17 protein-coding genes and 1 tRNA gene are annotated in these 20,022 nt (G+C 63.3%); 6 read left to right on the forward strand and 12 right to left on the reverse strand.

The genetic code is table 11. The features are described 5' to 3' along the window. Positions 1 to 96: 96 nt before the first annotated feature. The 4 genes from nagE to HMPREF2743_RS10665 form a co-directional block, all read right to left on the reverse strand. Positions 97 to 2,223, reverse strand: a complete 2,127-nt coding sequence (gene nagE, locus HMPREF2743_RS10650) for an N-acetylglucosamine-specific PTS transporter subunit IIBC (RefSeq protein WP_070818789.1) — start codon at positions 2,221 to 2,223, stop codon at positions 97 to 99. 43 nt (positions 2,224 to 2,266) lie between these two features. Next, on the reverse strand, positions 2,267 to 3,031 hold the full coding sequence (gene nagB / locus HMPREF2743_RS10655; protein ID WP_070527696.1) for a glucosamine-6-phosphate deaminase: 765 nt from the start codon (positions 3,029 to 3,031) through the stop codon (positions 2,267 to 2,269). 31 nt (positions 3,032 to 3,062) lie between these two features. Beyond that, positions 3,063 to 4,220 carry an N-acetylglucosamine-6-phosphate deacetylase gene (locus HMPREF2743_RS10660; protein WP_070527699.1) on the reverse strand — a complete coding sequence of 386 codons (1,158 nt, stop codon included), beginning with the start codon at positions 4,218 to 4,220 and terminating at the stop codon, positions 3,063 to 3,065. 177 nt (positions 4,221 to 4,397) lie between these two features. Then, a complete protein-coding gene (locus tag HMPREF2743_RS10665; protein WP_070527702.1) occupies positions 4,398 to 5,276 on the reverse strand; it encodes a poly(ethylene terephthalate) hydrolase family protein in 879 nt (292 codons plus the stop codon). A 196-nt stretch (positions 5,277 to 5,472) separates the two neighbouring features. Between HMPREF2743_RS10665 and HMPREF2743_RS10670 the strand changes: the two genes are divergently transcribed. Beyond that, positions 5,473 to 6,030 carry a DUF4442 domain-containing protein gene (locus tag HMPREF2743_RS10670; protein WP_232751635.1) on the forward strand — a complete coding sequence of 186 codons (558 nt, stop codon included), beginning with the start codon at positions 5,473 to 5,475 and terminating at the stop codon, positions 6,028 to 6,030. A gap of 38 nt (positions 6,031 to 6,068) precedes the next feature. Beyond that, on the forward strand, positions 6,069 to 7,220 hold the full coding sequence (locus HMPREF2743_RS10675; RefSeq protein ID WP_198531383.1) for a recombinase family protein: 1,152 nt from the start codon (positions 6,069 to 6,071) through the stop codon (positions 7,218 to 7,220). Here the strand turns inward: HMPREF2743_RS10675 and HMPREF2743_RS10680 are convergent. From HMPREF2743_RS10680 to HMPREF2743_RS10690, 3 genes are all read right to left on the reverse strand, one after another. After that, on the reverse strand, positions 7,189 to 7,704 hold the full coding sequence (locus HMPREF2743_RS10680) for a ClbS/DfsB family four-helix bundle protein (protein WP_034969882.1): 516 nt from the start codon (positions 7,702 to 7,704) through the stop codon (positions 7,189 to 7,191). The two genes, HMPREF2743_RS10675 and HMPREF2743_RS10680, sit on opposite strands and share 32 nt — an antisense overlap. Before the next feature lie 192 nt (positions 7,705 to 7,896). After that, a tRNA-Thr gene (locus HMPREF2743_RS10685) sits at positions 7,897 to 7,972 on the reverse strand. A 102-nt stretch (positions 7,973 to 8,074) separates the two neighbouring features. After that, positions 8,075 to 9,322, reverse strand: coding sequence for a DNA polymerase III subunit delta' (locus HMPREF2743_RS10690; protein WP_083298997.1), 1,248 nt, complete (start codon positions 9,320 to 9,322; stop codon positions 8,075 to 8,077). Here HMPREF2743_RS10690 and HMPREF2743_RS10695 point away from each other — a divergent pair. Next, the gene (locus HMPREF2743_RS10695) at positions 9,321 to 10,853 is read left to right on the forward strand and encodes an adenylate/guanylate cyclase domain-containing protein (protein ID WP_070744919.1); all 1,533 of its coding nucleotides are present in this window, start codon (positions 9,321 to 9,323) and stop codon (positions 10,851 to 10,853) included. The genes HMPREF2743_RS10690 and HMPREF2743_RS10695 overlap by 2 nt on opposite strands. Positions 10,854 to 10,886: 33 nt before the next feature. Then, positions 10,887 to 12,251: a DUF418 domain-containing protein gene (locus HMPREF2743_RS10700; protein WP_246824500.1), complete on the forward strand. Its 1,365-nt coding sequence runs from the start codon at positions 10,887 to 10,889 to the stop codon at positions 12,249 to 12,251. Between the two features lie 544 nt (positions 12,252 to 12,795). Here HMPREF2743_RS10700 and topA read toward each other — a convergent pair. Continuing rightward, complete coding sequence (gene topA / locus HMPREF2743_RS10705) at positions 12,796 to 15,714, reverse strand: type I DNA topoisomerase (RefSeq protein WP_070818791.1); 2,919 nt, start codon at positions 15,712 to 15,714, stop codon at positions 12,796 to 12,798. 201 nt (positions 15,715 to 15,915) lie between these two features. On the opposite strand from topA, the gene HMPREF2743_RS10710 reads away from it, so the two are divergent. Further along, positions 15,916 to 16,509 carry a DedA family protein gene (locus tag HMPREF2743_RS10710; protein WP_154761934.1) on the forward strand — a complete coding sequence of 198 codons (594 nt, stop codon included), beginning with the start codon at positions 15,916 to 15,918 and terminating at the stop codon, positions 16,507 to 16,509. Here HMPREF2743_RS10710 and HMPREF2743_RS10715 read toward each other — a convergent pair. After that, positions 16,506 to 16,709: a cold-shock protein gene (locus tag HMPREF2743_RS10715; RefSeq protein ID WP_010189920.1), complete on the reverse strand. Its 204-nt coding sequence runs from the start codon at positions 16,707 to 16,709 to the stop codon at positions 16,506 to 16,508. The two genes, HMPREF2743_RS10710 and HMPREF2743_RS10715, sit on opposite strands and share 4 nt — an antisense overlap. A 91-nt stretch (positions 16,710 to 16,800) precedes the next feature. Here HMPREF2743_RS10715 and HMPREF2743_RS10720 point away from each other — a divergent pair, with 91 nt between their 5' ends. Continuing rightward, entirely contained in the window at positions 16,801 to 19,173 is a 2,373-nt protein-coding gene (locus HMPREF2743_RS10720; RefSeq protein ID WP_070818792.1) for a DEAD/DEAH box helicase, read from the forward strand. Here the strand turns inward: HMPREF2743_RS10720 and HMPREF2743_RS10725 are convergent. Genes HMPREF2743_RS10725 through HMPREF2743_RS10735 form a run of 3 tightly spaced genes read right to left on the reverse strand, consistent with a single transcriptional unit; the run spans position 19,170 to position 20,022 of the window. Then, positions 19,170 to 19,514 carry an Rv3654c family TadE-like protein gene (locus tag HMPREF2743_RS10725; RefSeq protein WP_070527722.1) on the reverse strand — a complete coding sequence of 115 codons (345 nt, stop codon included), beginning with the start codon at positions 19,512 to 19,514 and terminating at the stop codon, positions 19,170 to 19,172. The two genes, HMPREF2743_RS10720 and HMPREF2743_RS10725, sit on opposite strands and share 4 nt — an antisense overlap. Continuing rightward, the gene (locus HMPREF2743_RS10730; RefSeq protein WP_070818793.1) at positions 19,511 to 19,834 is read right to left on the reverse strand and encodes a hypothetical protein; all 324 of its coding nucleotides are present in this window, start codon (positions 19,832 to 19,834) and stop codon (positions 19,511 to 19,513) included. The genes HMPREF2743_RS10725 and HMPREF2743_RS10730 overlap by 4 nt, the downstream gene beginning before the upstream one ends. Beyond that, the gene (locus tag HMPREF2743_RS10735; RefSeq protein WP_010189925.1) at positions 19,834 to 20,022 is read right to left on the reverse strand and encodes a DUF4244 domain-containing protein; all 189 of its coding nucleotides are present in this window, start codon (positions 20,020 to 20,022) and stop codon (positions 19,834 to 19,836) included. Before HMPREF2743_RS10735 ends, HMPREF2743_RS10730 begins: the two co-directional genes overlap by 1 nt.

The raw sequence follows: 20,022 nt of genomic DNA on the forward strand, positions 1-20,022 counted from the left end.
GCCCGAGTTGCCAAAACCTTCGCTCCTAACCGCAGGCGAACAAAGTTGTTTTTGGCAACTCGGGCAGTTTTTGTGTCTGGGATTTAATCCAGCCGGCTAGCTGCTGCGCTTGACGGTTGCAGCAACCTCGCCTGGCTGGGTATGGCCCTCGCGAGCGATGTCGACTCCGGCGACCTGCTTGGCCGTCGGGCACACCACCGGGGTGATGAGGTTGACGCCGCGCTCGCGTAGCTTCTGCGCCTCCACCGCGATGATCGGCGTGCCGGCGGTGACAGCATCACCCTTCTTAGCCAGGGCGGTGAAACCTTCGCCCTTGAGCTCCACCGTGTCGATGCCGATGTGAATGAGCAGGTCCAGCCCATCCGCGGTCTGCATGCCGAAGGCGTGGCGCGTCTTGAAAACCATGGTGATGGTGCCGTCTACCGGGGCGCAGACGTCGAAGGCATCGACGGGATCCGGCATCACGGCGAAACCTTCGCCCACCATGCCCTGCGCAAAGGAGGCATCCGGGACCTGGGAGAGCTCGACGACGTCACCCGCGAACGGGGCGCGAACCTCAACGTCCCCATCATCGACGCTGACGCTCTCAGCGGAAGCGGCGCTGGCCGGCACGCTGGCTGCAGCACCCGCGGCACCCGCCGTGGCCAGGGCCGGGGAGCCATGGCGCAGCTGGTGGCTGACCTCGTCATACATGAACTGTACGGCCGGTCCCACGATGACCTGCACACTCTTCCCGGAGGGGTGGATGACGCCGGAGACGGCGGCGCGTTTGATCAGGGAGTCGTCGACAAGCGCGCGATCCTTGACGCCCACGCGCAGGCGCGTGGTGCAGTAGTCCAGGGAGTCAATGTTGTCCTTGCCGCCGAGCCCCTCGATAATGCGGGCGGCATCGGCTGCGGTCTTGTCATCGCCGGTGGCGGAATCCTCCATGGGGTCTGCTACCGCATCGTCCTCGCCGCGGCCCGGGGTCTTGAGGTTGAGCCAGCCGATGAGGAAGTAGAAGATGATGAAGTAGAGGAAGAAGAAGCCCACGCCCATCGCCAGCAGCATGTACCACTTGTTGGCCAGCGGGTTCTGGGAGGAGAGCAGCATGTCCACGAATCCGGCGGAGAAGCCGAAGCCCGCGGTCCACTCCATGGTGGAAGCGATGAAAACGGACAGGCCCATCAGCAGCGCGTGCACCACATAGAGCAGCGGGGCAACGAACATGAAGGAGAACTCCAGCGGCTCAGTCACGCCGGTGAAGAAGGAAGCCAAGGCGCCAGCAGCCATGAGCGAGCCGACCACCTTGCGCTTCTTCTTATCCGCGCGCAGGTACATGGCAAGGGCCGCGCCCGGCAGACCGAACATCATGACCGGGAAGAAGCCGGCCTGATAGCGGCCGACGACGCCTTCCACCGTGCACTGTCCGTTGGCCCAGATGCCAGGGCAGTCGGCGGCGGAGGTGGCTGCCGCAGCTGCCTCGATGGTCTTCTGGCCGGCCTGGAAGTTTCCGATGTCATTGATACCAATAACGTCGAACCAGAAGACGGAGTTCAGCGCGTGGTGCAGGCCGGTCGGGATGAGCAGGCGGTTAGCCACGCCGTAAATACCGGCACCCGCCGCACCCAGGCCCTGGATGGAGGTACCGAAGTTGAAGAGCACGTTGTAGATGAACGGCCATACGAAGTAGAGGATGCCGGAAATCACCATGGCGATGATCGCGGTGAGGATCGGCACGAGGCGCCGGCCTGAGAAGAAGGCCAAGAAGTCCGGCAGCTTGGTGCCGTGGAAGCGGTTATAAACCCAAGCCGCCATGACGCCGGCAAGGATGCCGAAGAGGACGTTTCCGCCGCCCACGGCGTTCCAGCCTTCCGAGGCCCATTCCAGGGCCTCGTCACCGGTCAGCGCGGTGGGGTCTTCGATGCCGCGGTAGCCGGCCACGGCCTCTGGGCCGAGCAGCTTCATGAAGGTGGCGAAGGCCAAGAAACCAGAGAGTGCTGCGGCACCGTTGGAATCCTTGGCCAGGCCGAAGGCAATGGCGATGGCGAAGATCCAGCCAAGGTTGGCCAGCACCGCATCACCGGAGCTAATGAGCAGCTGGGCGGCGAGGTTATCCGGGCCGGCGGCACTGGAGATCCAGTAGCCAAGACCACTGAGGATCGCCGCGACGGGCAGCACCGCCACAGCTCCCATGAGGGCTTTTCCGAGCCGCTGCAGCGGCCCCATGACATCTATTTTCATGTCTGAAACGTCCTTTCGAGCGGAAGAGGGGGAAAGAAGAGCTTTAGTGCAGCCTGTTCTGATCCGCGAAGAGGTAGTACTCGCGGTCCTCCAAGAGAGCGGCGGCGGCTTCATCAACGATCACGGTCGCGCGCGGGTGCAGCTGCAGCACCGAGCCAGGGCAGCGCGCGGAGAGCGGCCCCTCAACCATCGCCTGTACCGCATTGGCCTTGTTGCTGCCGGTGGCGATGAGGAGCAGGTGGCGGGCCTCGCTAATCGTGCCCAAACCCTGCGTCAGCGCGTGGCGCGGAACCTCTTCCAGGTTGTCGAAGAAGCGGGAGTTATCCTGCACGGTCTGCGGATGTAGGGCCACCACGCGGGTGCGAGACGTCAGGGAGCTCGAGGGCTCGTTGAAGCCAATGTGGCCATTCGCGCCAATGCCGAGCAACTGGACATCGATGCCGCCGGCATTCCGGATCGCCTGGTCATAGGCGGCGGTGGCTGCCACGGGGTCGGCAGCGCTGCCCTCTGGGCTCTTGACCAGGGCATCATCAAAATCGACGTGGCTGGTGAAGTCACGGCGGATGGTGGCGTAGTAGGACTGCTCGTGCTCGGGGGCGAGGCCTAGGTATTCGTCGAGAAGAAAAGCGCGGCTACCCGCGAAGCTGACCTCGCCGCGCTCGTGGCGGGCGATGAGCTCCTTGTACGTGGCCACTGGGGTGGAACCGGTGGCCAGCCCCAGGGTGGCTGAGGTGTTGGCGTAGCTTGCGAGGATATCGGCGGCGGCGACGGCCACGTCGGCGGGGGTGGAGCGGATGAGGATTTCCATGAGTGCCTTTCTGATGCGAGTGAGAGTGTTTTTAAGAGTCTATGAATTCAGCGCCACCGACAATGACGCGTACCGGTTCTAGCTGGGCATTGAGGCCCACCAGGTTGGCGCGCGCGCCAACCGCGATGCGGCCTAGATCCTTCTCCCCCAACACGTCGGCGGCCGTGGTGGAGGTAAAACGAACTGCTTCCCCGAGTCCATGACGCTCGGCGAAGCTGGCGAATTGCTGGGCCAAGGTGGAGGTACCACCCGCGATGGCGCCGCTGGGCACGCGCGCCACTCCCCCGCTCACGGTGACAGGGAGGGAGCCCAATTCATAGTCACCATCGGCCATGCCGGCCGCCGCCATGGCATCAGTGATGGCGAAGGCGCGGTGGCTGTGAGCCATGTCCACGGCGCCGTCGACAAGATGCACACCATCTGCGATGAGCTCGACGGACACATCCCCCGCCTTCGCTGCGGTGAGCAAGGCCGCTACCGGGCCCGGCGCGCGGTGGTGAATAGAAGGCATGCCATTAAAGAGGTGCGTTCCAGTCACGGTCAGGCCGAGCTCCTTAGCCTTGGCGATAACGCTCAGCGTGGTGTCGTAATCGGCCTCGGTGTGGCCCAAGCTGGCGATGATGCCATGCTCCGCGCAGACGTCGAGCAGCTTGTCGACGTTCTCCGTTTCCGGCGCGAAAGTAATCGAACGCAGGTGGCCGCGGGCCGCGGCGATGACTGCGCGGAAGAAGTCCGGGTCACCGGGCACGATGCGCGAAGGGTCCTGCGCGCCGCACTTGGCTGCCGCGATGAAGGGGCCTTCCATGTGGATGCCGGCGATCTCGCCTTCTTCAGCCAGCTGGGCTAAAAGCTCCGCCCGGGCGCAGAGTTCTTCTTGCGTGCCGGAGACCAAGCTGGCCAGCAGCGTCGTGGTTCCGTGCGCGCGGTGGAAGCGGGCGGCGGCCAGGCACTGCTCGTAGTCGCCGTTGGGGAATCCCCCGCCATTGCCGCCGTGGTTGTGCAGGTCCACGAAGCCGGGCACCCACAGCAACGCATCCGGGTCCCCGGCGCGCCAGGCGGCCTCAGCCTGGGGGACGTCGCCAAGCGCTATGCCCTCAATACTCTCTCCGAACGTGACGGCCCCAGCGCGCAGCTCGAAGTTTTCATCAATGTAGAGGCCCTCGACGTGGCCTTTCTCCTTTGTCTGCATGGTTCATTCGGTCCCGCTTGTACGGGCTGACGTGGCGCAGCCCGGTTGACAATTCACTTGAAATTTATCAGGGCTACCAATTTTTGTGAACCACACTTCCTCCGAAGGGGGTGTGTGAGCGCAGATGACTTTTAGCGCGTTAGGTGCACCGCGCGGAATGTCGAAAGGCCCGGCGAGCTACCAGCCGCGGGTGGCCACTCGGTCCCAAAGCGCGTTGCTCGCTAGCTCACCGGCGCCCGCTGGTGAGGTGCCAACGAACACGTCTCGCGCATCAGGATCATCAGCAAGAATGTAGCGGAACCACGCGGTGGCATAGCCGTCCCCGAACTCTAAAACGTCCTTGTGGTCCGCGCCTAGACGGCGGGCAATGATTGCCGGACCACCAGCTGATTCAAAGCTCTCCTGCAAGTCTGACCACGGGCTGACAAGCCAGCGGTCTGAACGGCCATCGCTCGTCATCAAGAACAACGGTGCCTCGACGCCCGCTGTGGTGTAGTCCCAGTCATTGGACTTTGCCACCTTGTGGGAGGCCGGGCTCGCCGTATACACAGCTGCTACCTCCGTGTGGGACGCTGCGTTGATAGCGCCCGCGCCGCCCTGTGAGTGTCCGAAAATACCGACCCGTGATCTGTCCACGCGAGAATCCAGTTCCGGTAAGCGCTCAATTAGGTGCACGACATTCTCCCCGGTTCCGGTTTGGGGAGTCTCATCGCCGACGACCACGAAGCCCCAACTGGCTAGGTGTTCCGCCACGGGCAGGTAGCTGCTCAGCGGCGTGTTCGTGCCGTTAGCCATGACAACCGCCGGAAATGGTCCCGTGCCTGTCGGCGCCGCAACGGTCACGTCGCCATCACGCCGCACGTCGACCTCGTGCGGCCCCTCGCCCGCAAACGACGCTTCCAGCAGGCCACCTGTCTCAGCGCTATATCCGGCGGCCACGCCATCATCACCGGTCACGCTGTCTGCGTCCACCCACTGCATGAATCCCACAAACCCGACAAACGCCACCACAATCACGGCCACCACGGCAGTAATGCCAACCACAAGCTTTTTCATGCTCTTTATTGTGTTTCGCACGAGAGCGAAGGTCACTAGCGCTAGCACTACTTTTCCTATACACGGTGCAAGACCTAGCACCACCTATAAGAAGGACGATACGGCGAATCAAAGTGCGGGCGCTCCCCGTCCCACAACAGTAGAGTTGGGGCCGCTTAGCCCCACCTGCCCCCACAACTCATACGGAGCTTTCCTCATGGCCCGCTTTTCTGCACGCCAGCTCAAGCGCTTCATGGGATTCTGGCCGCCCTTCTTGGGCGCTGGCATCAAGATCCAAGAATTTGCTGATGACGGCACTCGCGTCGTTGTCAGCCACAGGCCAAACATGCTGACCAAGAACGCCATGGGTGTTGCCTTCGGTGGCACGCTCTCCGCCATGACGGATCCGTTCTTCATGCTCGCCTCCATGCATCGACTGGGCAAGGAGTACCGCATCTGGGATGCCGCTGGTGAAATTAAGTACCTGAAACCCGGCCGCGGCACGGTCACCGCCGATATGCGCATCCCCGAGGAGACCTACGCGCTCATCGAAGAAAAGACGGCCAACGGTGAGAAGTATTTGCATTGGTTCGACGTGGACATCATCGATGAGGAAGGCGATGTCGTCGCTCATGTGCGCCGCCAAGTCTATTACCGGCGCAAGCAGAAACAAGCTGCACTTGGCCACAGACGCTGGCTAGTGACGCTTGGACTACTGAGGGTGCTTCCCGAAATTCTTGTGCTGTGTTTATCTAGTGCTTTGAAGCCATTTTGAGCACCCTTGATTCTAAAGGCGAACTACTCATCACCATCATGAGTAGTCTTGCCCAGGAAGAATCTCGCTCCATATCTGAGAACGTCACCTGGGGACATCGCAGACGCTTCGCTGATGGGAAAGTCATGGTGCCCTACTCCTCGCTACTGGGATATAAGAAAGGCGCTGACGGTAACCTCGCTATTGATGAGACTCAAGCCCCGACCGTGCGCTTGATCTACCAGCTGTTTCTAGACGGCTCATCGATCACCGAAATCCGTGCCGAGCTACAGCGTCGCGGTATTTTGACTCCGCGAGGTAAAACCAACTGGTCCACCTCAACCGTGCGCTCCATCTTGACCAATGAGAAATATAAAGGCGACGCCCTGCTCCAGAAAACGTTCACCGCTGACTTCCTAACCAAACGAATCGAAGTAAACGAGGGCGAAGTCCCGCAATACTACGTCACCGGAAACCACGAGCCGATTATTGATGCGCCCGTCTGGGATCAGGTTCAATACGAGTTGGCCACCCGCCACGCAACCAACAGCTCCAAAATCGGCCTATTTGCCAGCCGACTCAAATGCGCAGATTGCGGATCCTGGTACGGACGCAAAACCTGGGCATCCAACACTAAATACAAGCACACGATCTGGCGGTGCAACCAAAAATACGACCATCCCCGTCCCTGCCAGACCGCTACCTTGCGTGATGAGCAAATCCAGACCGCGTTCCTCGCCGCGCTAAACCAGCTGGCTGAACAATATCGCGGACAAAGCCACCTACCACAGGTCATCGACGCCATGTTTAATACAGACCAGCTCGAAGCGGAGTCCAAGCGCCTAGACGAGAAAATCCGCGCTCTTGCCAGCGAGATTGAATCATTGGTTGCAGAAAATCAGCGGGTAGCGCAAGACCAGGACCAATACCTCGCCCGCTACACCCAGCTAGAAGCGCGATACCAGAAAACCCTGGGCCGCAAACAAGCCATCGAGGCCGAGATTGCTGCCAAGAGTGCCAAGGCCACTGCGATCAAAACCGCCTACACCCAGTTGGCCGACAAGCCCATCCAGCATTTTCAACCATCCCAGTGGACAGCGCTTATCGACCATGCCGTTATCGGAGCCAACGAGATCCAGTTCGTCTTCAGAATCGGCACTGAAATCACCGTGCCTATTGCTAGCAGGCTGCCAGTTTCTTCCACTTCCTGATTTTGGTGCGAAACGTCGTAAATGGCGCGACGGTGTTGATATGCACCCATTTCCACACCGGCCACGCCGACGGGGTGGAAGAAGCCCACGCACGCTGACCCGAACTAAACAATTCTGATTCGGTTAGACCGCCCACCATTTTGACTATCTCACCAAGCAGGATCTTGAACCTGTCGATCAAATCCTCAGTAGATACCTGCTCCCAGCGTTGGTAGAACGATTCATACAATCCGCCCAGTTGATTCCACTTAAAACCAGGTGCCGGAGTCACCACGTCAAGACCGGCTTGTTCGTCACGTTCCCAGCCGAGCAGTAATTCCATCCAGCCAAGCTGGTAGGCGATCATCTGCCGGGGCGTGCGGTCAACACCGTCAACCAGCCGGTCCCAACCATCGCCAGGAACGCCTACGAACTCGCCGATAAAAAGTTCGCCACGCTTAGTAATCTCTGCGGCTAGTTCATCGCCGGACGCATACGATCTCACCACACACCTCCTCGTGAAACGGCCTTAGGTTTAACGCTTCGTTAGCGCGTTAAACCCTGAATACGCATTTTACTAGGGCAAACAAGATACCCGCTAACGCAAAACCCAAACCCGCTAACGCAAGCGATTTTTCACACCCCCTAAGCGATACTCGCTAACGCAAAAGGGTACTTATCAAATCCGACGTCTAAGTGGAGCCGCCTGCGAGAATCGAACTCGCGACCTTCTCATTACGAGTGAGATGCTCTACCGACTGAGCTAAGGCGGCACGATGCAGTGTGTATATGCACCGCGTGAGAGTTTAGCCTAGGCCGGGGCCGAGAAAGAAATCGGGCCACTTGATGTGAGGCACGTGCAGCACACCCGCAGGTTAGCGCGCGCCACAGGCCAGACGCAGGCGGCCCACCATGCCGTCGAAAGCCACCTGCGGGGTGACGTTCTGCGGCAGCTGCTCGCGGCAGGTACGGATGGCGGACTGAGCTGCCAGCAAGCCATCTTCGCTCACGCGCTGGGCAAGTTCACCGGCTAGGCCCGCGAAGTCCGGGTGGGTCATCTCCACCTCAGCGCCGACTTTCAGCATGAGCGCATCGCGGTAGATGCCGGCGAGATCCACGAGGGCGATGTCGAGGCCGTCGGAGATGCGTCGTTTAGCGCGCTTCTTGTGGAGCTCCTCCAGGTCCTTCAGGGCACTGCGGGCGTCGCGCTGCGCCTTCGTCGCGCCCTTGCCCTTGGCACCAACGCCGAAGGATTGCTCAATCTTGGAGCGCTCCGCCTCCTCCGCCGCCGCGTGGGAGTCCTTGGCTTCCTTCTCAATGAACTTCAGTAGCGCTGTGACGGATTGAAAGGCCTGGGAGCCGTGGAAGACGTCCTCGGCCAGGTTGATGGCCATGGCGCGGCGCTTCTGCGCGGCGGGTTCGTTGACCAGGTGCCGCGCACGGCCCACGTGGCGCAGGGTGGTCACGGCGGCTAGGCGCGCGTCATCCTCGCTGGCGCCTTCGGCGACGAGCTGCTTAACGACGCCATCCACACTCGGCGCCGGAATATATAGGTGGCGGCAGCGCGAGCGCAGCGTGACCGAGAAATCCTCTGGATCCTCCGAGGGCGCCACCATGATGATGACGGTGCGCTCCGGGGGCTCCTCCACGGTTTTGAGCAACGCGTTGGCGGCCTCGTTGCGCAGGCGGTCGGCTTTGTTGAAGATGACCACGCGCCACGGCGCCACGCTCGGCAGGCTGGCCGCGCGCCCAATGACCTCGCGGGCCTCGCCAACGGTGATGAACTGCTCCTGCGGGTCCACGTAAACCAAGTCGGTGTGCTCCTGCTTGTCCAGGACGCTCCGGCAGGAGGGGCAGCGCCCGCAGCCGGGGTTGCCGTTCTCGTCGGCAGAAGTGCACATGAGTGCTGCGGCGAAGCATTGCGCGGCCAGTGAGCGGCCAGCACCGGGAGGCCCAGTAAACAGCCAGGAGTGGCTCATCGCTCGCGAGTCGCCTTCACCGCGAGCCGCGCGGGCAGCACTGAGGATGGTGTGGGCGACGGAGGGGGCGTCGGCAAGCCTTTCTGCAACGCTTGATGTAATCACTCGCCCTAGCCTACTGGGATAACTAAAGTGTGTAACCATGAATAGACTGATGCGTGGCGCCCGCTGGTTATGGGGTACTCAATGGCCGATGTACGCCGCGCTCGTCCTTGGAGCCAACATCATCGGCGCCATCGCGATCATGACCTTCGTGGTCTTCTTTCTCCCCATGCCGGAGATCTCCGACTTCATCGCCCACACGCCCCACCTGTGGACCTACGGCACGCTGTTCGTGACCTTTGCGGTCATCATCGGCATAGCGGTAACACTTCGACTGTTCAGGCCGGTGTTGGACTGGCAACGCAGCCCCGATGACCATGATCCCAACATGGTGCGCAACCTGGTCCTGCGCATCCCGCTCTACCAAGCCGGGGTGGCCGCGGGCGTGTGGCTGCTGGGCATCATCTTGGCGGTGGTGCTGGCAGGGCAGCACTCGGCGCGGCTGGCCATCGTCGTGGGCGTGTCTGCGTCGCTGGCCGGTGGCCTCATCGTGCTGTTGACGTATTTGCAGGCGGAACGCCTCGTGCGTCCCGTGGCGGCAGAAGCCGTGGCCCGGCGCTTTGAGGATTCCACCCTGGAGCCGCCGATTAAGTACCGGCTGCTTTCCACCTGGATGATGACCTCCGGCATCCCGCTCATCGGCATCGTGCTTGTCCTCATGGGCCAACAGGCAGGCCTGTTTAGCCCGGAGACCTCAGACATCATGCCGGCCATTGTTGCGCTGACCGTTACCGCGCTGGGCACCGGGCTCATGGGCACCATGTTCGCGATGATGAGCGTGGTCGATCCCATCATTGAGCTGCAGGACGCCATCAACCGCGTGCGCCGCGGCGAGAGTGACGTCCAGGTGGACATCTACGACGGCTCCGAGCTCGGCGTTCTTCAGGCCGGTTTCAACGAAATGATGCGTGGCCTGCGTGAGCGCCAGCGCGTGCGCGATATTTTCGGCCGCTATGTCGGTGCCGAGGTGGCCCAGCGTGCCTTGGAGGAACGCCCGGAGCTAGGCGGCGAGGACCGCAAGGTAGCGGTGCTGTTTATCGACGTCATTGGGTCCACCACCTTCGCCGTCAACCACACCCCGGAAGAAGTGGTGGAGGAGCTCAACAAGTTCTTCGAGCACGTGGTTGAGGTGGTACACCGCAACAAGGGCATCATCAACAAGTTCCAGGGCGACGCCGCCCTGGCCGTTTTCGGTGCCCCGCTGACGGTCTACGACGCCAACTCCATGGCCTTACACGCCGCCCGCGAACTTCGCCAGGAGCTACGCGGGTTGCGGCTGCAGGCGGGCATCGGCGTGGCGGCGGGCCACGTGGTGGCCGGCCACATTGGTGGCGCGGATCGGTTCGAGTACACCGTCATTGGTGATGCCGTCAACGAGGCCGCGCGTCTCACCGAACTGGCCAAGGACACACCGGGCCAGGTGCTCACCAACTCCGCCACGCTGCGCGGCGCCAACGAGGCGGAGCAAGCGCGCTGGACGCTCATGAAGTCTATTGAGCTGCGCGGGCGCCGCCGCATGACGCAGCTGGCACGTCCGATTCGCCCGACGCTGGCGGAGCGTGCCCTCGGATAAATAAGTCTTTGTAATTCTGGTAGCTTCGGGGCCATGCCTCATCAGCCCCATCCGCCACGCCAGAACTCGAGTCCTCGCCTCCTCGTCCCCGACGTCGCCCGCGGCATGGCCCTGTTGGGCATTGCGCTGGCAAACGTCTGCACCGCGTGGATTATGAACGACGGCGATGGTCCCGATGCTTATTTCGGCGGCGTCGAGACCGTTGCGGACAAGATCTACGTGGTCTTTTCCGCCATGTTCGTGCATGTGCGCGGCCTGCCGATGTTCTCCACGCTTCTCGGCTTTGGCGTGGGGCTTATCGCGATGAGCTTGTGGCGCCGCGGCTTCCCACTGCGGCGCGCGCAGGCCGTGTTGGCTAAGCGCTACGGGTTCTTGGCCCTGTTTGGTGTCCTGCACTGCCTCTTCCTCTTTTCCGGCGACATTATGCTGCTCTACGGCGCGATGGGCATGCTCATCGCGCTGCTGCTTTCTTTCACCGACAAGCTCCTCATGCGCGTGGCCTATGGGCTTTGTGCGCTGCTGGTTGTGTCGGGCATCGGAATGGGTATTGGGGCCGCGTTCATCGATACCTCAGATTTCGATTTCAGCGGTTTTAGCGCCGCCGAGTCCTATTGGGAGCTGCTGGGTGAACAAGCCATCATGGTCGGCGCCCAACTAATGTCCATCCCTCTAACGGGCGCCATGGTTCTTCCGGTCATGCTTGTGGGCTTCGTGTGGGCGCGCCGCGGCACCCTGGCCGGGGGTCATCAACGCGAGCTGTGGACATGGACCATTTTGGCCCTAGCCATCATCCTCTTTCTCGGCCTGCCCTGGGGCTTGTCGACGATTGGGGTGCTGGACCCAGCGCTGGCAGAGCCTCTCAACGCGGCGAATAGCTGCATCGGCATGCTCACCGGGCCGGGCATCGTGGCGGCGGCGACACTTGCCCTAGAACCCCTGCAACGCCGCGGCGCGCGCCCGTGGTTCCTGTGGCCGCTGATTGCGTTGGGCAAGCGTTCCATGACCGGCTACGTGCTGCAGTCCGTGTTCTTCCTGGCGCTGGTTTACCCCTTCACCCTCAACATTGGGCCGGAGTTCAGCGCCACAGGCCAGGCAGCGCTGGCCGCCGGCGTGTGGCTGGCCACGCTTCTCATTGCCTGCGCGCTCGAGGCCGCAGGCAAGCCCGGCCCCTTCGAATGGGTGCACCGACGCTTGTCCTATGGCAAGACGATGCGCCCGGAATTAGGTGCGGCGTCTAACCGCGGCTCTTCCGTGCCAGGCCATCCACCAGCAGCACCAGGCCTACCGTCTGGGCCGCCGACTGCGCCGCATCCAGGACTCGGCCACGCAGGCCCGCATCCTGGCGCTGCTCAGCCGGGTTCAGGACCGTCAGCGCCTCAGAGGCCAGAAGCAGGTTAGCGCCGTGGCTCAGGCCCTGCGTAGATTCGGCAGCACGCAGGGCTGGGTCACCGGCTAGCGCGGAGAGCGCAGCCGCCGGGATTCCGGCGATAGCCGTGGCGAAACGCTCGCCTCGGGCGCGCGAAAGCGCAAGGCCCGCGGCCCACGCGCCGGCGCGCAGGCCCCAACCCAGCGCATCGTTGCGCGCACCGCGCAACGCCCATGCGAAGGCAGCGTATTGCACGCTGACACACGTCACGCCGAACGTTGTTGGCTCACCGCGCTTGGCGGCTTGGCCCAGCGAAGCGGCGATAAGCCCCACGCGGGTCTCCGAGGCGCAGTCCGGGCGCAGGGCCAACAGCACGGGTACAGCGGCGGTCGTGGCCGTGCCGAGCGTGCGCCAGTTAAACAGGCGTGACCAGACAGCAGTCTCCCCCACAGCGAGCGCGCCGAGGGTGAGGTGATCGCGGCCAGTAAAGGCCGGGCCCACCGCGCGCAGGAGAGCCTCAGCGCCCTCCTGGGTGCGAGCCAGCATGTCGCGGGCGAAGCTGGTCTTCATATCCTGCTACTTCCTGCGCGATCCGGCCTTGACCACGTTCTTCGTGCCCGGCGAAGGCTTCTTCGTCGCCTTCTTGCTCGACTTCTTCGTGGCCTTCTTGGTCGACTTCTTAGTGCTCTTCTTCGTCGACTTCTTCGCACCTCCGTTCGCTGCGTCCTTGGCGCGGCGCTCGGAGAGGAGCTCGTTCGCGCGGGCGTCGGTAAGCTGCTCCGGATCGTCGCCACGGCGCAGCGAGGCATTCGTGGTGCCGTCGGTGACGTACGGGCCAAAGCGGCCGTCCTTGACCGTCATCGGCTTGCCGGAAACATCGTTATCACCCAGCTGCTTAATCGGCGGCTGTGCGGCCGCGCGGCCACGGCGCTTCGGCTCCGCGTAGATGCGGCGCGCCTCATCCAAGGTGATGGAGAAGATCTGCTCCTCCTTGGCCAAGGAACGGGAATCCTTGCCCTTCTTCAGGTACGGGCCATAGCGGCCGTTCTGCGCGGTAATGACCTCGCCGTCCGAGGGGTCCACGCCCACCTCGCGCGGCAGGCTCAGCAGCTTCAGTGCTTCCTCCAGCGTGACGCTGGATGGCTCCATCGAAGCAAAGAGCGAGGCTGTGCCCGGCTTCAGCTTCTCTTCGACGTACTCGGCAATGCGCTTTTCCTTCTGCTTCGCCGCGGTCTTGGTCTCCCAGTTCTTGGCGCGCTTGCCCTCGGCCGCGCGCTGGGCGTCCTCCGCGGCGCGCTCTTCCTTGACGATCTCCTCGGCTTCGGCCTCGGCCTTCTCGCGCTCGTCATCACGCACCTGCTCGGTCACGTACGGTCCGAAACGGCCCTCCTTGGCCACGATGGTGCGTCCATTCTCCGGGTTCTGTCCCAACTCGCGCCCACCCTGCGGGGTGGCAAAGAGCTTCTCTGCCAAAGCCTCGTTGAGCTCATCCGGGGTGACCGTCTCCGAGAGGTTGGCGCGCTGGTACTCCACCGTTCCGTCCTCGTTGGTGCCCACGGCGCGCTCGATATACGGCCCATAGCGGCCCACGCGCACGAAGACATCGCGGCCTTCCGTGTCGGTGTACAGGCGCAGCGAGTTGACCTGGCGAGCGTCGATGGCCTCCAGGTTGATGTCCACCAGGGACTTCAGGCCGCCGTGGCGAGCGATGGACGCAGCCTTACGCTCGCCGGCCTCAGTATTGCCGAAGTAGAAGTTATTCAGCCAATCCGTGCCGTTCTCCGAACCGGCGGCAATGGCATCGAGCTCATCCTCCATGGAGGAGGTGAAGTCATAATCCACCAGCTCGGTGAAGCTATTCTCCAGCAGGCCTACCACTGCGAAGGCAACCCACGAGGGCACCAGGGCGTTGCCGCGGGAGAGCACGTAACCGCGGTCCTGGATGGTTTTGATGATGGAGGCGTACGTCGACGGGCGCCCAATGCCCAAATCTTCCATCTTCTTGACCAGGCTGGCTTCGGTATAGCGTGCCGGCGGGTTGGTGGAGTGGCCGTCGGCAGTAACCGCAGCGGTCTTCAGCGTGTCGCCCTCATTGAGGTGCGGCAGACGGGACTCTCCCTTCGAGTCCTTCGCCGCCACGTCCTCGTAGGCCTTGAGGAAGCCCGGGAAGGTAATGGTGCGGCCGGTCGCGGAGAAGTCGGCGTCGTGGCCGCCGGCGTTGACAGCTGCGGTCACCTTCATCGAGGTTCCCTTGGCGTCGGCCATCTGGCAGGCCACGGTGCGCTTCCAAATCAACTCGTAGAGCTTGTACTCCTCGGCGTCGAGCTGCCCGGCCAGCTGGCCCGGGGTGGCAAAACGCTCGCCGGCGGGACGGATGGCCTCGTGAGCCTCCTGGGAGTTCTTCACCTTGCGGTCATACCGGCGCGGCCCATCTGAGACGAACTCAGCGCCAAAGATGGAGGAGGCAGCCTCACGGGCAGCGTCCAGCCCCTGCTTGGACAGGGAAGTCGAGTCGGTACGCATATAGGTGATGTGACCGTTCTCGTAGAGGCGCTGCGCAATGCGCATCGTGCGCTCCGAGGTGTAGTGCAGGCGGCGGCCGGCCTCCTGCTGCAGAGTCGACGTCATAAACGGCGCGGAAGGCTTGCGCGAATAAGGCTTGTGCTCGACACTAGCCACGGTCATGGTGGAGCCTTCCAGCGCGCTGGCCAGCTGCTCCGCCTGGGCCTGCTTGACGACGACCACCTCGTCGCTCTTCAACTGACCCTTATCGTTGAAGTCGCGGCCCGCGGCCACGCGCTTGCCGTCGAGGGCGCTCAGGCGCGCGTCGAAGTCCGGCGTGGACTTCAGCGTTGCCGTGAGATCCCAGTACTCGGCGGGGATGAACGCCATGCGCTCGCGCTCGCGCTCGACGATGACGCGGGTAGCTACCGACTGCACGCGGCCAGCCGACAGGCGCGGCATGACCTTCTTCCACAGCACCGGGGAGACCTCGTAGCCATAGAGACGGTCCAGGATGCGGCGGGTTTCCTGGGCGTCGATGAGGTTTTCATCGAGCTCACGGGTGTTTTCCGCGGCCTCCAGGATGGCGGACTTGGTGATCTCGTTGAAGACCATGCGACGCACCGGCACCTTGGGCTTGAGTACTTCCAGCAGGTGCCAGGCAATGGCCTCGCCCTCGCGGTCGGGGTCTGTTGCAAGGTAGAGCTGATCGCACTGCTTCAGCTTGGCCTTGAGGTCCGCGACCTTCTTCTTTTTGTCCTGGCTGATGACGTACAGCGGGGTGAAGTTATCCTCCGGGTTAACACCGAGGCGTGCCCAGGATTCCTTCTTATATTTGGCGGGGACGTCGGCGGCGCCGCGGGGAAGGTCCCGGATGTGGCCGACGGAGGCCTCAACAATGTACTTATCGCCGAGGTAAGGCTGAATCTTCTTCGCCTTGGTTGCTGACTCGACGATGACCAGGGTCTTCCCCGGGCCGGTAGCTTCTGCCACTTCGACTTCATCCCTTCCGATGGCTAGTCCTCTGCTGGGCAATTGCCCCTAGAGTACACAGATAGAGGTTCACTCTAGTTATTCAGGCCAGTACACGTCCACACAACCGGGGGTCTATACTGGCCGTCCGAGGATTCGCCTCACAGTACACAACCGGGAGACAGCGTGATTGCGTCTATTACTGCATGGTTCGAGGTCATCATGGCCACACAGTGGATTTATCCGCTGGTGGGTTCGCTGATTTTCCTCGACTGCTTCTTCCCCGTTTTGCCTTCGGAGGTTCCCCTCAACATGGTGGGCGCTTGGTCTGGTTCCCAAGGGTTCCCCCACCTTCCCACCATGTTTTTCGTCGCCATGGTTGCCGCAATTTTGGGGGATAACTTGTGCTTCCTCCTGGGAACGCGGCTCATCGCCCTTATTAATAGAGCCCAAAAGGGCACCAAGGCTTATGACGCCTTAACGTGGGTCAAGCGCAATATTCGGCGCAGCGGCGGCGCGGCCATCATCATCGCGCGCTTCATCCCCTCGGCCCGCCTGTTTATGACGATCCTGCTGGGCTCCATGCGCTACCCCTGGCCGTTGTTTTTCTTCTTCGACACCTTCGGTGTCCTGTTGTGGGTGGCGCAGGCGCTAGCCATTGGTTATCTCGGCGGCGTGGCCTTCTCCGGCTCGCCCGCGATAGCCATGCTCATTTCCATCATCGCCGCCGTCATCATCGGCTTCGGCCTGCAAAAAGGACAGAATAAGCTGCTGGAATGGTGGGATACCCGGCGCGGCTACGCCGAATCCCCCTAAACCACCTCGACGTTGGTGGCCTGCTGACCTTTAGCGTCTTCCCCAATCTCAAAGGAGACGCGCTGGTTATCTTCGAGGGTGCGGAAGCCGGTGCCTTGGATTTCGGTGTAGTGCACGAAGATGTCGCCGGAGCCGTCCTCCTGCTCAATGAAGCCGTAGCCTTTTTCGGCGTTGAAGAACTTGACGGTACCGTATGCCATGATGAGTTGTCCTTTGCGGAAATAAAGTAGTGCAAACTAGTGCACCAGTGTGCCACGTTTGGACACCTACAGCAGATTAGTGGAGGCAAGCGTGAGTGAGAACCCTCTGGGTGAGGAGCTCGTCGAGCACCTTGTTGAGCGTTTCCCTGAGTCCGAGCTAACGCACTCCACCACCCTGCCCGCCCAGCCCGCGCATTATGCCGAGTGGCCCGAGTGGGTCCTGCCGGAGTTGCGGGTGGCGTTGGAGGAGCGAGGCGTCGCCAAGCTCTATGCCCACCAGGTCGCTGTGGCACAGGCGGCGTGGGAGGGGCGCGATGTGGTGGTCTCCACCGGCACGAGTTCCGGAAAGTCCTTGGGTTACCGTTTGCCCATTCTGTCCCGTCTGGCGCAGGACCCGACCGCGTGCACGCTCTACATCACGCCAACGAAGGCGCTGGGGTCGGACCAGCTGCGCACGGTGCTCGAGCTCACGCAGAGCATCGCCGCGCTTCACGACGTCCACCCCGCCCCCTACGACGGTGATACCCCCACCGAAGCCCGTGCCGGCATCCGCGATCAGGCGCGTTTTATCTTCTCCAACCCGGACATGATTCATTCTTCTCTGCTGGGCGCGCACCAGCGGTGGGCGCGGGTGCTGCGGCATTTGAAGTTCATCGTGATTGATGAGGCGCATGCCTACCGCGGGGTTTTCGGGGCGAACGTGGCGCTAGTGGTGCGGCGTTTGCTGCGGCTGTGCGCGCACTATGGTTCGCGGCCGGTCATTATTGCGGCTTCGGCGACCATGCGGGATCCCGCCCGGCATGCCGCGCGGCTGACGGGGCGCGAAGTGCTCGCGGTGACCGAGGATGGCGCGCCGACGGGTGCGCGGACAGTCGCGCTGTGGGAGCCGGGCTTCATGGAGGGTATTGAGGGCCAAAACGGCGCCCCCGTGCGCCGCGCCGCCACAACGGAGGCGGCCTGGATGATGGCCGCGCTGGTGGCGCAGGGCGCGCGGACGTTGACCTTTGTGCGCTCGCGGCGCGCGGCAGAGGCCACCGCGCTGCGGGCAGCAGAAGAGCTCTCCGGGAGGCTGGGCCGGCCGGATTTCGCGCGCCGAATTGCCGCCTACCGCGCGGGGTATTTGGCCGAAGACCGCCGCGCGCTGGAGCAGGCGCTGGATGATGGCTCCCTGCTCGGCGTGGCCACCACGTCTGCTTTGGAGCTGGGCATCGACGTCGGCGGACTGGATGCTGTGGTCACCGCCGGGTTCCCGGGCACGGTTGCTAGCTTCTGGCAGCAGGCCGGGCGCGCGGGCCGCCGCGGCCAGGGCTCGCTGGTGGTGCTGGTGGCCCGCGATGAACCGATGGACACCTACCTGGTTCACCACCCGGAAGCGCTGTTAGGCCGGCCGGTGGAGGCCAGTGTGTTCAACCCCGCCAACCCCTACATCCTGGGCGGGCACGTGTACTGCGCGGCGGTGGAGAAGCCGCTAAGCGACGCCGACGTGGCCGCCTTCCGCGCCGAATCCGTGGTCCACGACCTAGCCCAGCAAGGCTTGCTGCGCCGACGCCCGCAGGGTTGGTTCGCCGCTCCCCTGCCGGCTGGCTCCAGCGAGCTCACCCCGGAGACCGCTCACACGGCCGTCTCGCTGCGGGGTGGCTCGGGCGAGGAGGTCATGATTGTGGATTCCTCCGATGGCCGCTTGCTGGGCACCATCGATTCCGCCCGCGCGGTGAGCCAGGTGCATCCCGGCGCGGTGTATCTGCACCGTGGCGAGAGCTTCGTCATCGAGGAACTTCACCTCGGCGGAGGCGATGGTTCGGCGTCCGCCGAGCCGGGCGTGGCCCTCGCCGTACCGAAGGCCCCGGACTACACCACACAGCCGAAGTCCACGACGGACATCCGCATCCTGCGCGAGGCCGATGACCTAGTGAACTACGCCCCCGGCCTGTGGGTGGCCAGCCTGGAGGTCGAGGTGACCGATAAGGTTACCGGCTACCAGGTGCGGCTTCCCGATGGCTCCGTGGGCGAGGATATCCCCCTTGACCTGCCGGAACAGCGCCTGGCGACCCGGGCGGTGGCCTACACCATCGATCCGCTGGCACTCGCAGCGATGGGAGTCACCGCCGGGCGCACCCCGGGCACCCTCCATGCGGCAGAGCACGCCGCCATTGGGTTGTTGCCGCTCATTGCCACCTGCGACCGCTGGGACATTGGCGGCGTGTCCACCGCGCAGCACGCCGATACGGGCTTGCCCACGGTCTTCGTCTACGACGGCCACCCCGGCGGTGCTGGCTTCGCCGAGGAAGGTTTCCGGCGCTTCCCCGAGTGGATCAAAGCCACCTTCGAGGCCGTGCGCTCCTGCCCTTGCGAATCCGGCTGCCCGTCGTGCGTGCAATCCCCCAAGTGCGGCAACGGCAACAACCCTCTGGACAAGGCAGGCGCTGTGGCCCTCCTCGGCGCACTGGTCACCATGACCTCTTAGACCGGACCGGCGCGGGCAACGGCGCTGCGCCCGCGCAGCCGGGCAGTGACCTCAACGTCGCGCCCATCGATGTCGCAGGAGCCGAGTTCCGCGCCGTTGAGCGCGGCGATCTCTGTGGCCTTCGTGCAGGCGTCCCTGCCCTTGGCCACCTCCCACGCACCGGCCACCGCGGCGAGGTCCGCCGCCACCTGCGCTTCGTGCCGCGCCACAACGAGCGAAGCAACTGCCGCGACTGCCAACAACAGAGACGCCACTGCAGCGATGATCCCGGCGGTGACGACGGTGGCATAGCCCTCCTCCCCCGCCAGGATCCTTCCCCAGCTGCGCCGACGACGCCTCATGGCTGCGCCCCGTTGTTCCCACCGGCTGCCATCTCCGCGGGAAACACCGCCTGCGCGCGCATGGTCCCCAGCGGTGCCGGCACGGCGGCCTCAGCGGTCATAAGCCCGGAGCCTTCGCTTAAGCTGACCGTCACTCCATCGCGCTGAAAGTCCACACCGATGGCAGCAGAGCGAGCCGCAGCGCCCGCAGCATCAACGGCAGCGAGGTGGGCCGACAACGTGGCGATGCCACCCACGATTCCCGCAGCAACGATGACGAGCGCGGACAGTGACAATGCCGCCTCGATGGTGACGGAGCCGGCGTCATCAAGCGCGCGCATTAGCCTGGGGTGTTGGACAGGGCGTCGGTGATGATGGAGGTAATGGCGCTGGTGACTTCGCCACCGTTGACCACGGCATAGAGCACCGCAGCAAGCGCCGCGGCCGCGAGCGAACCCATGGCGTACTCAATCGTGGACATACCATCATCATTCGCTAATAGTGACTGGTAGTTTACCTTTTTCTGCAT

It is taken from the genome of Corynebacterium sp. HMSC036D02, assembly GCF_001836165.1.
Taxonomy (GTDB): Bacteria; Actinomycetota; Actinomycetes; order Mycobacteriales; family Mycobacteriaceae; genus Corynebacterium.

Coding starts and splice junctions, on each gene's coding strand:
- HMPREF2743_RS10700 (WP_246824500.1), top strand. CDS start 10,887: ATGCCTCATCAGCCCCATCCGCCACGCCAGAACTCGAGTCCTCGCCTC.
- nagE (WP_070818789.1), bottom strand. CDS start 2,223: ATGAAAATAGATGTCATGGGGCCGCTGCAGCGGCTCGGAAAAGCCCTC.
- HMPREF2743_RS10665 (WP_070527702.1), bottom strand. CDS start 5,276: ATGAAAAAGCTTGTGGTTGGCATTACTGCCGTGGTGGCCGTGATTGTG.
- HMPREF2743_RS10695 (WP_070744919.1), top strand. CDS start 9,321: ATGAATAGACTGATGCGTGGCGCCCGCTGGTTATGGGGTACTCAATGG.
- HMPREF2743_RS10660 (WP_070527699.1), bottom strand. CDS start 4,220: ATGCAGACAAAGGAGAAAGGCCACGTCGAGGGCCTCTACATTGATGAA.
- HMPREF2743_RS10735 (WP_010189925.1), bottom strand. CDS start 20,022: ATGCAGAAAAAGGTAAACTACCAGTCACTATTAGCGAATGATGATGGT.
- HMPREF2743_RS10715 (WP_010189920.1), bottom strand. CDS start 16,709: ATGGCATACGGTACCGTCAAGTTCTTCAACGCCGAAAAAGGCTACGGC.
- HMPREF2743_RS10710 (WP_154761934.1), top strand. CDS start 15,916: ATGGCCACACAGTGGATTTATCCGCTGGTGGGTTCGCTGATTTTCCTC.
- nagB (WP_070527696.1), bottom strand. CDS start 3,031: ATGGAAATCCTCATCCGCTCCACCCCCGCCGACGTGGCCGTCGCCGCC.
- HMPREF2743_RS10675 (WP_198531383.1), top strand. CDS start 6,069: ATGAGTAGTCTTGCCCAGGAAGAATCTCGCTCCATATCTGAGAACGTC.
- HMPREF2743_RS10725 (WP_070527722.1), bottom strand. CDS start 19,514: ATGAGGCGTCGTCGGCGCAGCTGGGGAAGGATCCTGGCGGGGGAGGAG.
- HMPREF2743_RS10690 (WP_083298997.1), bottom strand. CDS start 9,322: ATGGTTACACACTTTAGTTATCCCAGTAGGCTAGGGCGAGTGATTACA.
- HMPREF2743_RS10730 (WP_070818793.1), bottom strand. CDS start 19,834: ATGCGCGCGCTTGATGACGCCGGCTCCGTCACCATCGAGGCGGCATTG.
- HMPREF2743_RS10670 (WP_232751635.1), top strand. CDS start 5,473: ATGGCCCGCTTTTCTGCACGCCAGCTCAAGCGCTTCATGGGATTCTGG.